This window comes from Microvirga sp. 17 mud 1-3, assembly GCF_003151255.1.
In the GTDB taxonomy this organism is placed as follows: Bacteria; Pseudomonadota; Alphaproteobacteria; order Rhizobiales; family Beijerinckiaceae; genus Microvirga.
Genome location: NZ_CP029481.1, coordinates 802403 through 816046 on the forward strand (window position 1 = coordinate 802403; position 13644 = coordinate 816046).

14 protein-coding genes and 1 tRNA gene are annotated in these 13644 nt (G+C 61.6%); 12 read left to right on the forward strand and 3 right to left on the reverse strand.

Features of this window, described 5'->3' with window-relative positions:
* Positions 1-22: 22 nt before the first annotated feature.
* Genes C4E04_RS03665 through C4E04_RS03685 form a run of 5 tightly spaced genes read left to right on the forward strand, consistent with a single transcriptional unit; the run spans position 23 to position 4313 of the window.
* Positions 23-820 (forward strand): SCO family protein, encoded by a 798-nt coding sequence (locus C4E04_RS03665; RefSeq protein WP_109595062.1) that lies wholly within the window; start codon positions 23-25, stop codon positions 818-820.
* Entirely contained in the window at positions 817-1764 is a 948-nt protein-coding gene (coxB, locus tag C4E04_RS03670) for a cytochrome c oxidase subunit II (protein WP_109595064.1), read from the forward strand. Before C4E04_RS03665 ends, coxB begins: the two co-directional genes overlap by 4 nt.
* Complete coding sequence (ctaD, locus tag C4E04_RS03675; RefSeq protein ID WP_109595066.1) at positions 1761-3392, forward strand: cytochrome c oxidase subunit I; 1632 nt, start codon at positions 1761-1763, stop codon at positions 3390-3392. The genes coxB and ctaD overlap by 4 nt, the downstream gene beginning before the upstream one ends.
* Entirely contained in the window at positions 3385-4020 is a 636-nt protein-coding gene (locus C4E04_RS03680; protein WP_210204599.1) for a cytochrome c oxidase subunit 3, read from the forward strand. Before ctaD ends, C4E04_RS03680 begins: the two co-directional genes overlap by 8 nt.
* Before the next feature lie 5 nt (positions 4021-4025).
* A complete protein-coding gene (locus tag C4E04_RS03685; RefSeq protein WP_109595070.1) occupies positions 4026-4313 on the forward strand; it encodes a cytochrome C oxidase subunit IV family protein in 288 nt (95 codons plus the stop codon).
* A gap of 381 nt (positions 4314-4694) precedes the next feature.
* On the opposite strand, the gene C4E04_RS03690 is transcribed toward C4E04_RS03685, so the two are convergent.
* A tRNA-Ser gene (locus C4E04_RS03690) sits at positions 4695-4784 on the reverse strand.
* 192 nt (positions 4785-4976) lie between these two features.
* Here C4E04_RS03690 and C4E04_RS03695 point away from each other — a divergent pair.
* Positions 4977-5300 (forward strand): PetM family of cytochrome b6f complex subunit 7, encoded by a 324-nt coding sequence (locus C4E04_RS03695; RefSeq protein WP_162559263.1) that lies wholly within the window; start codon positions 4977-4979, stop codon positions 5298-5300.
* Between the two features lie 92 nt (positions 5301-5392).
* On the forward strand, positions 5393-6052 hold the full coding sequence (gene msrA / locus C4E04_RS03700; protein ID WP_109595074.1) for a peptide-methionine (S)-S-oxide reductase MsrA: 660 nt from the start codon (positions 5393-5395) through the stop codon (positions 6050-6052).
* Positions 6053-6156: 104 nt separating this feature from the next.
* Here the strand turns inward: msrA and mepA are convergent, their stop codons facing one another.
* Both mepA and C4E04_RS03710 read right to left on the reverse strand, forming a co-directional pair.
* Positions 6157-7068, reverse strand: a complete 912-nt coding sequence (gene mepA / locus C4E04_RS03705; RefSeq protein ID WP_109595076.1) for a penicillin-insensitive murein endopeptidase — start codon at positions 7066-7068, stop codon at positions 6157-6159.
* Positions 7069-7192: 124 nt separating this feature from the next.
* Positions 7193-8347: an SDR family oxidoreductase gene (locus tag C4E04_RS03710; RefSeq protein ID WP_109595078.1), complete on the reverse strand. Its 1155-nt coding sequence runs from the start codon at positions 8345-8347 to the stop codon at positions 7193-7195.
* 202 nt (positions 8348-8549) lie between these two features.
* Between C4E04_RS03710 and C4E04_RS03715 the strand changes: the two genes are divergently transcribed.
* The 5 genes from C4E04_RS03715 to C4E04_RS03735 all read left to right on the forward strand — a co-directional run bounded on the left by C4E04_RS03715 (position 8550) and on the right by C4E04_RS03735 (position 13623).
* Positions 8550-8960 carry a PRC-barrel domain-containing protein gene (locus tag C4E04_RS03715; protein WP_109595080.1) on the forward strand — a complete coding sequence of 137 codons (411 nt, stop codon included), beginning with the start codon at positions 8550-8552 and terminating at the stop codon, positions 8958-8960.
* Between the two features lie 161 nt (positions 8961-9121).
* Positions 9122-10213 carry a hypothetical protein gene (locus tag C4E04_RS03720; RefSeq protein ID WP_162559264.1) on the forward strand — a complete coding sequence of 364 codons (1092 nt, stop codon included), beginning with the start codon at positions 9122-9124 and terminating at the stop codon, positions 10211-10213.
* Positions 10214-10741: 528 nt separating this feature from the next.
* A complete protein-coding gene (locus tag C4E04_RS03725) occupies positions 10742-11608 on the forward strand; it encodes a DMT family transporter (RefSeq protein ID WP_109595084.1) in 867 nt (288 codons plus the stop codon).
* A complete protein-coding gene (locus tag C4E04_RS03730; protein ID WP_109595086.1) occupies positions 11605-12696 on the forward strand; it encodes an ATP-dependent RecD-like DNA helicase in 1092 nt (363 codons plus the stop codon). The genes C4E04_RS03725 and C4E04_RS03730 overlap by 4 nt, the downstream gene beginning before the upstream one ends.
* 141 nt (positions 12697-12837) lie before the next feature.
* Positions 12838-13623: a sensor histidine kinase KdpD gene (locus C4E04_RS03735; RefSeq protein ID WP_109595088.1), complete on the forward strand. Its 786-nt coding sequence runs from the start codon at positions 12838-12840 to the stop codon at positions 13621-13623.
* Positions 13624-13644: the final 21 nt, after the last annotated feature.

Consider the following 13644-nt stretch of genomic DNA (forward strand, 5'->3'; position numbering starts at 1 on the left):
CATCATCACTCGAGGCGCCCCCATGAGACGGTGGACTGGCCTTCTCATCATGCTTTTCGCCATCGGGGTCACGCCCTCGACAGTTCGGGCAGCTTCGTTCGATCCATTCGATGCCGCGGGAATCGACTCCGAGCCGGGTGCGCAGATACCGCTCGACTTGACCTTTCAGGACGAGACAGGGCGCACGGCCAGTCTGCGTTCCCTCGGAGGGGGCAGACCCATCGTTCTCGCACCCGTGCTGCATAAATGCCCCAATATCTGCGGTGTGACGCTGGGAGGATTGGCCGATGCAGTTGTGAGTCAGCCGCGCGATCCCGATTTCGTCGTAGTTGCTCTCAGCATCGACCCGCATGAAACACCCAGGGACGCTGCGGCCTCCCTGTCGGCGCTCGCGGCTCGGCAAGCAGACGGACCGTCGAGGAGCTACCATGCTTTGGTCGGAACCGCAGAAGCGGTGGAATCGATCACGGGTTCTTTGGGGTATCGCTACGCCTATGATCCTGAACTCGGTCAGTTCGCCCATGCGGCTGCCGTCGCCGTGCTGTCCTCAGAAGGACGTCTTGTGCGATGGGTCTACGGTCTGGCCCCCACTTCGGACGAGCTTAGGGATGCGATAGCTTCCGCGCAAAAAAATAGGGTCGGCGGCCTCGGTGAACGACTGATCCTGCTCTGCTACCATTATGATCCGCGTACAGGACGCTACACGCTCTTGATTAACCGCCTCGTGCAGATGGCCGGAACCGCGACGGTGCTGATCCTGGCCGCTGCGGTCGTGGTCTTGTGGCGCCGGGAGCGGGCAGTCCGGAGTGGGGGGCAATGAGCGGCTCTCTGCAACTCTGGCCGCAACAGGCCTCAGGTCATGCCGCACAGCTCGACACGTTTATCATGGCCTTCACGGTTTTTGTGGCCTTGCTGGTTATCCCAGTCGGAGTGCTGGTTTTCGTCTTTGCCGTCAAATACCGCCGCGGCAAGACTGTCGATCGCCAGCATGCGCCTAACCGTAAGGTCTGGCTTGAAGTATCTTGGTCCGTTGTGCCGTTTCTTGCCGCGCTCGGTTTCTATGTCTGGTCGACATCCCTTTTCTTCGAACTTAGGAATCCGCCGTCCGACACGCTCGATATTTTCATCGTTGCCAAACAGTGGATGTGGAAAGCTCAGCATCCCGGCGGCCAGCGAGAGATTGACGAATTGCACATTCCCGTCGGTCAGCCGGTGCGCCTGGTCATGAACTCTCAGGACGTGATTCATAGTTTCTATGTCCCGGCCCTGCGCGTCAAACAGGACGTTGTGCCCGGAAGGGTCTCCTCCCTATGGTTCAAGGCGGATAAGCCGGGCGTCTATTGGATGACATGCGCCGAGTTCTGCGGCACCGACCATTCGGTCATGGGCGGCAGGTTCTATGTACAGACGGCCGACGAATATGCCGCTTGGCTCTCCAGTTCCGGCGTCGATCAGTCGTTGGTGGCCTCAGGCGAGGTTCTGTTTCGCAAGTATGGCTGCAGTGGGTGCCATGCGGCCTCTTCGGCCGTTCACGCGCCCGATCTTGCAGGCCTCTACGGCCGCGCCGTCGCGCTCGCGAGCGGCGAGACCGTTATCGCCGACGAGCAGTATATCCAGGACAGCATTCTTCTGCCTCAAAAGCAGATTGCGGCCGGGTACGAGCCCATCATGCCGACATTCAAGAACATCTTGAGAGACGATGAGGTGATCCAGTTGGTCGCTTACATCAAGTCCCTCCGGCCAGCTTCGTGGAGAGTGAAGTGACAGTCGGTGCAACTCTTGAAACACCGTCCGAAAGGGCGAGTTACCTGAGGGCCGGATATAGTCTGCGGTCCTGGCTCACGACGACCGACCATAAGCGCATCGCTGTCCTGTATCTTTACGCGATCACGGCCTTTTTCTTTATCGGCGGCATCGCGGCCGCTCTGATAAGGCTCGACCTTGCGACTCCCGGCGGGGACCTGCTGTCGAACGAGGGCTATAATCGAGCCTTCACGCTCCACGGAGTCGTCATGGTGTGGTTCTTCCTCATTCCGTCGATTCCAGCCACGTTCGGCAATTTCCTCATCCCACTCATGATTGGTGCGCAAGATCTCGCCTTTCCCAGGATCAACCTGGCGAGCTGGTATCTGTACGTTCTGGCTGGTCTGTTTACGCTGTATGCCTTGATTGCAGGGGGCGTCGATACGGGCTGGACATTCTATACGCCGCTCTCGACCCTCTTCGCCAATGGCTACGTGGTGGCTGCCCTCCTGGCCGTGATCATCGTGGGCTTCTCGTCGATTTTCACGGGCATGAACTTCATCGTCACAGTGCATAAGCTGCGCTGCCCGGGGATGACGTGGTCGCGCTTGCCGCTCTTCGTCTGGTCACTCTATGCGACAGCCATGATTCTGGTTCTGGCGACGCCTGTGCTGACGATGCTGCTCATCCTTGTCTGTATCGAGCGCCTCTCCGGCATCGGAATTTTCAATCCGGATCTGGGCGGTGATCCACTGCTCTACCAGCATCTCTTCTGGTTCTACAGCCATCCGGCCGTCTATATCATGGTGCTGCCGGCCTTCGGCGTCTTGAGCGAGCTTGTCACCGCCGCGGCCCGTAAACGCATCTTTGGCTACTGGTTCATCGCCTATTCGAGCGTGGCGATTGCCGTCATCGGGTTTCTCGTGTGGGGACACCACATGTTCGTGGCCGGCGAGTCCACATATGCCAGTGCAGTGTTCTCCTTCCTGAGCATCGCCGTTGCGGTGCCGTCCGGGATCAAGGTCTACAACTGGATCGCGACGCTCTACAAAGGTTCGATTTCCCTCGACCCCGCTTTTCTCTTCGCCATGGGCTTCATTGGTCTTTTTGTAATCGGTGGCCTTACCGGTCTCATGCTCGCTATGCTTGCCGTCGACGTGCATGTCCATGACACGTATTTCGTCGTGGCCCACTTTCACTACATCATGGTCGGGGGTGCGGTCACGGCATTCTTCGGTGCGCTGCACTTCTGGTGGCCCAAGATCACCGGACGGATGTACAACATCACCTGGGGCCGGATCACGGCGGCGCTGATTTTCCTGGGATTTAACCTGACGTTCTTTCCGCAGTTCATCCTCGGCTATCTCGGAATGCCCCGGCGCTATCACGTGTATCCGCCGGAGTTTCAGGTCCTTCACGTACTGTCTTCGGCTGGGGCGAGTATTCTGGCCGTCGGATATCTTCTTCCTCTCATATATCTCCTCTACTCCCTGCGGCATGGACAGCCTGCAGGCTCAAATCCTTGGGGGGCGACCGGCCTTGAATGGACAGTTCCGTCACCTCCGCCAAAGCAGAACTTCGCCGAGATGCCTGTCGTTACGAGACCCCCGTACGACTATCCGATCAGGGATCCGATGAGCCGTGAGTGACCAGCCCGCCGCCCATTCGCCCTATGCGGAGCCAGCACAGCAGCGTGAGGCCGATCTTTTAGGCATGTATATCTTCCTCGTGACCGAGATCATGCTGTTCGGGGGCTTTCTGACTGCGGTCTACGTGGTGCGCGTCTTGCACCCCGAAGAGGCTTCATCGGCCGCAAAGCATCTGAATCTATGGCTCGGCAGTCTCAATACGGCAGTGCTCCTGACGTCCAGCCTGGCGATGGCGCTCGCCGTCCAGCTGTCACGTGAAGGAAAGTTCCGTGCAACCTCTGCTTGGCTTTGCCTGACGGTTGCACTCGGGCTTGTCTTCCTGGCGATCAAGAGTGTCGAGTACTACCAGGAATACGCCGAGGGCCTGATGCCGCTCTCTGACGGGATGAGGCCCCTGTCGAAGCCCGGCGAGCAGCTCTTTTTCAATTTTTACTTGGTGGGAACCGGCCTGCACGCCCTCCATCTCACGATCGGCATCATCCTGGTGTCCGGGCTTGCATGGCGTGTCGCACGTTCCGAAACTCCCTTGCCGCGCCGAGCCGTGACGGTGGAAATCGTGGGGCTCTACTGGCACCTCGTCGATGTGGTTTGGGTATTCATTTACCCGATCTTCTATCTTGCCCGGTGACTGCGATGACGGCCCATATTCGTACCCTCGTCCTCGTCTGGATTGCGCTCATGGCGCTTCTGGGACTGACACTCGGCGCAAGCTTTCTGCCGCTGGGTGCGTTCAAGCCGGTGGTAAATGTCGGTATCGGATTTGCCAAGGCGGCCCTGATCTTCTGGTTCTTCATGCACCTGAGGGAGGTAAGCGGGCTGATCCGGCTCGCTGCACTCGCAGGAGCAGTCGGCATCATCATCATGCTCGCCTTAATTTCGAGCGACTATCTCACCCGGCATTGGTTGGAGGTCCCTCTTTAAGCTGCTGTCCGACGAGAGCGGATCAAAGCACCTCAAAGATTCCATCGCACATCCGGGAGATTTCGTAAGGCAACCGGTCTCTAATATTCCACTTACGCCTTAAGGAGGCGTAACGCTTATAGAGCAAGAACTGTCTTCTATAGGCATATTTGCTTCCTGCACTCGCATGTGGCCAATTGATCGCCTCCGCAGTTGCCGACCACGCGACCAGCCGGCTAGGGAATTTTCAAATCAACAATAGACGATGAGGTCAAACTCTATAAAACCTTTTGAAGGCAGCAAGTGCTTATCCGAGGGTAATTGCCCGAAATTGCAGGGTGAATCCAGCCCTTGAGGCAGGTTTCGCAAGGGAAATCCAAAAAATCTGGGCTGGTCAGGTAATGGCGGAGGGAGAGGGATTCGAACCCTCGATACGGTTGCCCGTATACACACTTTCCAGGCGTGCGCCTTCAACCACTCGGCCACCCCTCCGTAAAGCTCTCAGGCTTTTCCGGCCGCTTGAGGGTTACTCCCCGACGGCCGAACATTCCGCATGCAGCGGAGGGCGTCCGTGTAGCTCCAAATGGACATAAAAGGCAAGATGCAAGTTGCATCGAAAAGGCGGCGACACTTTGCCTTCTTGCGAAAAGGCCCTAAAATAACCCCTTCGTTCGGAGAGGAATCTTGTTGAAGTTTCTGGCGCGTATGTTCGGCTTGCTGCTGGTCGCCGCTGGCTTCGTCGGTCTTGTGATCGACGGAACCCGCTCGATCGTCAATAATGTGATATCGTTCACGACGGTCGACAGCCTTATCGGCTTCCTTGTCCCGGGCGGCGTACCGGAGCTTCAGACCCGCGTTGCGGCTCGGCTATCGCCCTGGTTCTGGGATACCTTCCTCATCCATCTTCTCCAGTTCCCGGCATCCGTTACGGCTTTCCTTATCGGCGCCTTCCTGCTCTGGGCGGGGCAGAGATCCATGGAGCCTATCGGCTATCTGGCCGGGCGCTGATCCTCCCCGGAGGAGCCTCGCGGAATGGTGACGGAAGCAGGCCTTCGTTCGGAAACGAAGCGTCACTACATGTGAGGAAACGAGGACCCGCCATGTTTGGATTTCGCAAGCGACTCGATCTTCCCACGGCCTCGGAGGCCTTGCCGGGGCGTGAGATGCCCCTGGAGACGGCGCCGACCCATTTCATCAATGGGCATCCCCTCAAGCCGCCCTATCCGGAGGGCTTCGAGAAAGCCATGTTCGGGCTCGGCTGCTTCTGGGGAGCGGAGCGGAAGTTCTGGCAGCTCGAAGACGGTATCTGGATCACGGCTGCGGGATATTCGGCCGGGGTTACGCCGAACCCGACCTACGAGGAGGTCTGCACGGGTCTGACGGGCCATAACGAAGTGGTGCTCGTGGTCTTCGATCCCGGAAAGATCTCCTATGAGGCGCTCCTGAAAACATTCTGGGAGAGTCATGATCCCACCCAGGGGATGCGCCAGGGCAACGATATCGGCACCCAGTACCGCTCTGGGATCTATGTCTTTGACGAGAGCCAGCGACAGGCTGCGGAGGCCAGTCGCGGCGCCTATGAGACGGCGCTTGCCGGCAAGGGTTATGGGCCGGTGACGACCGAGATCCTCGAAGCCGGGCCTTTCTATTTTGCTGAGGATTATCATCAGCAATATCTGGCGAAGAACCCCAACGGCTATTGCGGGCTCGGCGGAACGGGCGTGGCCTGCCAAATCGGAACCGGTATCGCCGCCGAGTAGCGCGCCATTTCAGGCGAAAAGCAGCCCCACCTCAAAAAGAAAGGCCCCTGGTTGACGAGAACCAGGGGCCTTTCTTTTGGAGTGCGCATCGCGCTGCCCCATGATCAAGGGGCTGCCAGCACTCGACGGCATTCGGACGGAAGCTGTGCCAGCGTCAGGGGAGGGCGCGGCTTGCCCGGCTTCGGGTGGAGAAATTCGGGCGTGAACCAGCGGGCAAGTTCCGCTCCACAGCCGTCGCCGGCCGGAGGCGGGCTCTGGTCTTCGCAGGCCTCACTACCGCCCGGGCAGGCGAGACGGACATGGAAGTGGTAATTGTGCCCGAACATGGGCCGTATCTTTCGAAGCCACGCCCGGTCCTCACCGGCCTCACGGCAGAGCGCCTTCTTGATGGCAGCATTCACGAAGATGCGGGCAACGCTCCGCTGCGATGCGGCAGCACGCAGGAGGGCCGTGTGCTGGGGAGTCCAGGCCTCAGGATCCACGTCGATCCCATCCGGTCTCACGACATTCGTTGCGGACATTTCCTCGCGTTCGGCGCGGCTCAGGCGACGCGACGGCATGGGCGTCAGCCAGATGTCGGCATCGAGGCCGATCTGGTGAGAAGCATGACCTGTGATCATGGGGCCGCCGCGCGGTTGCGCCATGTCGCCGACGAGCAGGCCCGGCCAACCATTGACCTGGGGCACTTTCGCCGACAGCTGCCGGAGAAAGGCGACCATGTCGGGGTGGCCCCAGTTCCGGTTGCGGGACAGGCGCATGACCTGCCAGGTCTCCCCGTCTACCGGAATCTCGGCTCCGCCGGCCAGGCAACCGCGGGCATAGCCGCCGATGGAATGCGCCGGCAGTGCGGCGGGCTTTTCCCGGCGGCCGAACAATTCCTTCGCGGCGACGGACGGATCGTCGGGACGCGCCAGGGGTGGAAGCGGCTTGGGGTTGACGCTTCCTTTGTCCTGGGCCTGGGCCGCGGTGGCGAGGATGAGGAGAAGGCTCGAGGCGAGAATTCGAATCACATGCATGGAGGAAGGCTAGAGCATCGTACCGGAAAATGGAGTCGGCTGACCGGACTCCCAGGACAGGCGGGAGGTTGAGGCCGGAGGAGGTCTCCGGCTTCCCGTTCTCCCAAATCGCGATCGTGACCGGTCAGTGCCGTGCCTGCGGGCGGGCACCAGGTTCCATGCGCCGGGACATGTAACCAGGGCCGGGACCATGCTTGTCGTGGCCATTTCCCAGGCGGCGCGTCACGGTGCGGTAGGGTGGCGCCGGACGGCGGTGCGGACGGCGGCGAGAAGACCTGAGGGGAAGCAGCAAGGCCGCCACTGCGGCTCCTATGCCGGCAAGGATCGCGGTTGTGGCGACGGGATGCATCTGCGCCTCGAGAAGCAGGCTCGTCTTGCGCGGCTCACCCGGAAGCGAGGAATACATGTCCCCGTCCTGCCGGGCACGATAAAGATTGTCCCTCATTCCCGGGCGCTCCGGATGATGTGTGGTCTGGCTGGAATAGCCGGTCCATTCCATGGCGCGATCGACCATTCGCGGAGCGACCTTGCCCATGGCGCCGATGGCCCAGCCGCCGAACCCGATGGTCATTTCCCGCCGCTTGTTCTCGGCCGCAAACACAATGGCCCTCGCGACCAGGTGCGGATCGTAGCTGGGGGGCGGCACGGCGGCCTCCGCATCGAGGTAGTTGCGGGCATGCTCCACATAAGGCGTGTCGATGGACGACGGTTTGATCAGGCAAAGCCAGACCGGGGCGCCCTCGTTTTCCAGCTCCATGCGGAACCCGTCGGTAAAGCCCTTCACGGCATGTTTGGAAGCGGAATACTGCGTCTGGAGCATCATGGCGCGCTCGGACAGCACGCTTCCTACGTTGATGATGGTGCCGCCCCGTTTGCGCAGATGCTCGGCCGCAATCGTCGAGCCATAGACGACACCCCAGTAATTCACCTCGAAGAGCCGGCGCTGGTCCTGCATGGGGATGCGGTCGAGGGAGCCGTAGAGGGTCACGGCTGCGTCGTTGATCCAGGTATCGAAGCCGCCGAAGGTGTCGATCGTCTGTCGGGCCACCTGTTCCAGATCCTCGTATCTGCTGACGTCGGCCGGGACCGCAAGGGTCCGCGTTCCTGCCCGGTTCAGCTCATCGGCGATCTGTCGGAGGGCATCCGCATTGCGCGCGACGAGCACGAGGCGCCGTGCTCCGCGCTCGGCAAGAAGCCGGGCCGTAGCGAGCCCGATCCCGCTCGAAGCGCCGGTGACGACGACGACCTGTTCCTCGACCGGCTTCTGCTGAAATCTCATCTTTTGCTCCTCCGCTCCCATGGCGTCCGCGAACCCGGTTCAACGTGAGGGTAAAAGACGGGTTCCCAGGCCGTGCGGCGGCGGTCCGTCGCTCCCTGAGGCGAGCCGCGTCCGCATCCAGGCGCGCCAACGCTGAAAATGGCCCGGAACCGGCGTTTTTGCCCGAGCGTTGCCATGGCATCGAAGGACAAAGGAGAAGACGATGGAGACGACGACACAGAGCAGCGCCGTTCGTGAGACCCACAGTCTGATCGCCAGTGACAAGGTCGAAGGAACGCCGGTTCGGCGGACCGACGGCGACAAGATCGGGACGATCGAGCGCGTCATGATCGACAAGCGCTCCGGCAAGGTGGCCTATGCGGTCATGAGCTTCGGCGGCTTCATGGGCCTCGGAGAGGAGTACTACACCCTTCCTTGGGGCGTCCTGAAATACAACACGGAGCTGGATGCTTATGAGCTGAATCTCACCGAGGATCAGCTTCGCGGTGCCCCGCGCCGCACGGCGGAGGGGCACGATGCCTCCTACGATCGCCAGTGGGAGGAGCACGTCCACCGCTATTACAACGCCACGCCCTACTGGGGAGAGAGCGATCCGCTGAGCACCGGCCGCTGAGCCGATGCTCTACGACGGCCCTGAACGACAATCGCCCGGCTTTCGCCGGGCGATTTTTTGTCGGGTCCGGCGAGCAGGGAAGATCCCGCCGGCCGTACCGAACGGTTCAAGCTCAGCGCTTCGACTTCGTCGGAGACTTGCGAGAGCCGGAGGAGCGCTTCGTGCCGACGGCGCTCGACTTCTTGGTCGAGGACGTGCGGCTCGTGGCAGCTGCCGCGCGAGCCGGCGCCTTAGCCGTGCTGCGAGACTTGCCCGCGCTGCGGGACTTGGACGCAGAGCTCTTCGAGGGGCTCTTGGCCGCGGTGCGAGCCGAGGACTTCGAGGCCGAAGACCGGGTCGAGGACTTCGCCGCGGTCGACCGGGCGGACGACTTCGAAGCCGAAGACCGGGCCGCGGGCTTGGCGCTGCTGCGAGCCGAGGTGCTGCGGGATGCGCTCGAACGCGAGGACGCTGCGCTCCGGCTGGCCGTCTTGGACGGAGCCTTCCTGGCCGTCGTGCTGCGGGAAGCAGCGCTGCGGGTCGAGGACTTTGCTGCCGACTTGGCGGGTGCCTTCTTGGCGGCCGAACGCGAGGTGGTGGCCTTCGCGGCCGTCTTCTTGGCGCCGGACTTCGCCGCGCTGGTCCTGCTCGCGCTGGACTTGCTTGCGCCGGTCTTGGACGCTGCGCTCCGGCTCGTCGTCCTGGACGGAGCCTTCTTGGCCGCCGTGCTGCGGGAAGCAGCGCTGCGGGTCGAGGACTTCGCGGCCGACTTGGTGCCGGTCCTGGAAGCCGTCTTCGTGCCGCTCTTCGCGGCGCTCTTGCGGGACGAGGTCCCGGCCGATTTCGCGGCGGATTTACGGGCCGTCTTCGTGCCGCTCTTGGCACTGGACGATCCGCTCTTCTTGCTGGAAGAGCTGCGGCGGGCGCTGCTCTTCTTTTTGGTGCTGGTCGCACCAGAGTCACCCGTGAACAGCATCGTCAGCGGGTTTGACTTTTCGTCTGTCGGCATAGCCGCCTCCTTCAAGGGCCTTCGCGTGCAACCGTCACGCTTCGAAGGCAACGTCGTTATACCAAGCGGGTTCCGATTAACGGAAAGTGTAGAAAGTAAAACGGGCACATTTTCTGTGGATACTTTTCGCCTGCTGCTGCTTTCAGGCTTGCGCTCAGAGGGCGCGATGCACCCCGCAATACTGCTGTTCGATGTGTTGTGCCGTGTCTGTCGGTCGCTGCCATGTGATATGACGATGATTGTAAAAAGATCGTTTTATCAATGAGATAGAGCGTGTCTCGCATCGGATGAATTGCACGCTTTTCGATGCACCCTCTTCGTACGGAGAGGTATGATGTGCGCAAGCAATGCATGCTGGATCGTGTCCCAAAAGCGTGCCGAATGCGGGTGCAAATTTTTTTGCGATCCGTGTCCCGTGTCACGCTTCCCGCGACCTGAGCGGCACGCAAATCATGCTCTCGTGAGAGCCGAACCGGCATGCTCTGTGTATGACTCCGCATCGATCGGACATCCGACGCCCCCTCTGCTGCTGGTGCAGACGACACGCGCGGGGACCGTCGCTTGCCAGGAGCTGATCATCGCTCACGGCACATGCGCCTGACTGACCGAGAACCTTGGGCGCACCTGATGCTTGATCCTCCGGCCCGCATCCGACGATGCCTCTTGGCGGTTTGCACGGTGCGAAGCAGACGGCATCGGGCGAACTCCTGCCCTGTGAAAATTCCTTCACGGGAAAGGGATCTGGCGTTAATCCAGAGGGTGCTCCTCCACCGACTCCATTCGGCTTCCAGACGTGTCCCATCGCAGCATCCTTGCCGTCGTCTTTTGGATGACCGGCGCCCTCCTGTCCTTCTCGACGACGGCCGTTGCCGTGCGGGCTCTCTCGGGGACCTTCTCGGTGTTCGAGATCCTGTCCATCCGCAATGGTACGGCGGTCGTGTTTCTTCTTCTCCTTGCGGCGTTCCGGCCGGTGCTGCGCCCGGGTCTCATGTCAGGCCGCATCGGGCTGCATCTCGTGCGCAACGTGGTGCATTTCGCCGGCACGGCAGCCTGGGCGTTCAGCCTGACGATCCTGCCTTTGGCCACCGTATTCGCGCTCGAATTCACCACCCCCGCATGGGTGGCGCTCCTGGCTATCCCGTTCCTGCGGGAGCGGTTGACGCAGGGGCGTTTGGTGGCCGTGATACTCGGCTTCGTGGGTGTCCTCGTCATCCTCCGGCCAGGAGCCGAGACTGCACAGCCCGCGAGCCTCCTGGTTCTCGGCGTCGCGCTCGCATTCGCTCTGGTGGCCATCGTGACCAAGCGGCTCACGGCAACCGAGAGCACCTTCTCGATCATCTTTCTCATGAACCTGATGCAGCTGCCGATGAACCTCATTGGGGCGGGCTGGGGCTTCTGGCAGCGTCTGGAGGTTTCTCAGGCGCTGCCTCTCCTGGGGCTTTGCGCGGGTGGCCTGCTCTCGCATTTCTGCCTGACGAACGCCTATCGCCATGGGGATGCGAGCATGGTCGTGCCGCTCGACTTTCTGCGTATCCCCCTGATCGCTTTTGTCGGCTGGAGGCTTTATGGCGAGCCTCTCGATCCCTATGTGTTCGTCGGCAGTGCCTGCATCATTGCCGGAATCCTTTACTCCCTGCGCCGCGAGACGAAACTCTCATGAGCTGGTCCCCACAACAGGATGCCGCCCTCAAAGCCGTCGCCGAATGGCTACGGCGCGGAGACCGCCCGGTCTTCCGCCTCTTCGGCTATGCGGGCACGGGCAAGACGACCCTGGCGCGGCATGTCGCCGAAGGGGTGGATGGCGAGGTCGCCTTCGGTGCCTATACGGGCAAGGCAGCCCTGGTGCTGCGCTCCAAAGGATGCCGCGACGCTTCGACGATCCATTCCATGATTTATCGCTCCCGCGAATCCGACGAAGGTGGGCCGCAATTCGTCCTGAACAGGCAGAGCCAGGCCGCCAAGGCGGATCTGATCGTGATCGACGAATGCTCGATGGTGGACGAGGAACTCGGCCGCGACCTCCTGTCCTTCGGTCAGCCCGTTCTCGTGCTCGGCGATCCGGCACAGTTGCCACCCGTGAAGGGCGGTGGATTCTTCACCGAGGCGGAGCCGGACGTGATGCTGACGGAGGTGCATCGCCAGGCGCAGGACAACCCCATCGTGCACATGTCCATGAAGGTGCGGGAAGGGGGGCGTCTGGAACTCGGGACCTATGGTGAGAGCCGCGTCATCCGCCGTCGCGAGATCGACGCAGCCCGCGTGATGGAGGCTGACCAGGTGCTGGTCGGCCTCAACAAGACGCGGCGCATGTACAATACACGCTTGCGCGAGCTCAATGGCTACCGTGACCCCATGCCCGCAGCGGGCGAGAAGCTCGTGTGCCTGCGCAACGACAAGACGAAGGGACTTCTCAACGGGGGCACCTGGAGCATTCAGGCCCTGCGCGGCATCCGGAACGACTTCATCCGCATGGATGTGCTGCCCGACGACGATGGACGTCGGAAGACCGTGGAGGTCTCGGTTCACAAGGCCTTCTTCGAAGGAGGCGAGGAGGAGATTCCTTTTGCGCTACGCCGTGAGTCCGATGAATTCACCTACGGCTATGCGCTCACCGTCCACAAGGCTCAAGGCTCGCAGTGGGACGACCTGGTCCTGTTCGACGAATCCTATGCCTTCCGCGAGCACCGCAGCCGCTGGCTCTACACGGGCCTCACGCGGGCCGCCGAGAAGGCTACCGTGGTGATCTGACCGAGACGAGGGGTGAGCGGGCCTTCTTTTGTCGGAGAAACCGTTGATATGTGTGGGGCTACGCCCTATCGGTTATGCGGCACCCCAACAGGCAATATCCCGGTTGGCGGACAAGCCCTGTAACCGCCAACCCCGAGGGACATGGTGCCCGATATAGAAACGGCGACACGGATTGAGGAGCTTGAGCGTCAGATCGTCGATCTGCGTGATGCGGTTGCTGCGAGGGATGCCTTTCTGGCGATGGCCGCCCACGAATTGCGCAACCCCATGACGCCGATCCTGGCCCATGTACAACGTCTGCGCCGGATCATCGACGCGCCCAGGCCGCTGGGGGACGGCTCCGCCAGAGGCGATCTCGCAGGTGGGCTCGCCCGTCTCGAGAAACTGGTCGAGCATTATGTGCGCCGTGCGACCGCCCTGCTCGAAGTCTCGCGCATGACTACCGGCAAACGGAACCTGGATATCGAGTCCTTCGATCTGGCCGAACTGGCGCACGAGATCGTCGAGGCGGCGCAGCCTGCGGCCCATTACGCCGGCTCGTCCATCGCTCTCGATGCCCCGGATGCAGCCGTGGTCCGCAGCGACCGGCTGGCCATGGAGCAAATCCTCGACAATCTGGTCTCGAATGCCATCAAATATGGCCAAGGGCGTCCAATCGACCTCAAGGTCCGCTCGGATACGGATCGTGCCATCGTCTCGGTCCGGGATCGGGGCATCGGCATATCGGCTGCGGATCGGGCCCGAATCTTCGGCCAGTTCGAACGGGCCGTCGGCCTGGGATCGTCGATCGGAGGCTTCGGAGTGGGGCTGTGGGTGGTCGGACAATTGGTGGACGCAATGGGAGCGAGGATCCAGGTGGAAAGCTCGCCCGGGGAGGGGACGACCATGACGCTTCACCTCCCTCGAAACGAAACGGATCTGACATGAACGACAAGATGAGGGGCATCC

Bases quoted from the DNA above. Each gene is read 5' to 3' on its own strand.
- C4E04_RS03665 (WP_109595062.1), top strand. From the start codon at position 23: ATGAGACGGTGGACTGGCCTTCTCATCATGCTTTTCGCCATCGGGGTC.
- coxB (WP_109595064.1), top strand. From the start codon at position 817: ATGAGCGGCTCTCTGCAACTCTGGCCGCAACAGGCCTCAGGTCATGCC.
- C4E04_RS03685 (WP_109595070.1), top strand. From the start codon at position 4,026: ATGACGGCCCATATTCGTACCCTCGTCCTCGTCTGGATTGCGCTCATG.
- msrA (WP_109595074.1), top strand. From the start codon at position 5,393: ATGTTTGGATTTCGCAAGCGACTCGATCTTCCCACGGCCTCGGAGGCC.
- mepA (WP_109595076.1), bottom strand. From the start codon at position 7,068: ATGCATGTGATTCGAATTCTCGCCTCGAGCCTTCTCCTCATCCTCGCC.
- C4E04_RS03710 (WP_109595078.1), bottom strand. From the start codon at position 8,347: ATGAGATTTCAGCAGAAGCCGGTCGAGGAACAGGTCGTCGTCGTCACC.
- C4E04_RS03715 (WP_109595080.1), top strand. From the start codon at position 8,550: ATGGAGACGACGACACAGAGCAGCGCCGTTCGTGAGACCCACAGTCTG.
- C4E04_RS03730 (WP_109595086.1), top strand. From the start codon at position 11,605: ATGAGCTGGTCCCCACAACAGGATGCCGCCCTCAAAGCCGTCGCCGAA.
- C4E04_RS03735 (WP_109595088.1), top strand. From the start codon at position 12,838: ATGGTGCCCGATATAGAAACGGCGACACGGATTGAGGAGCTTGAGCGT.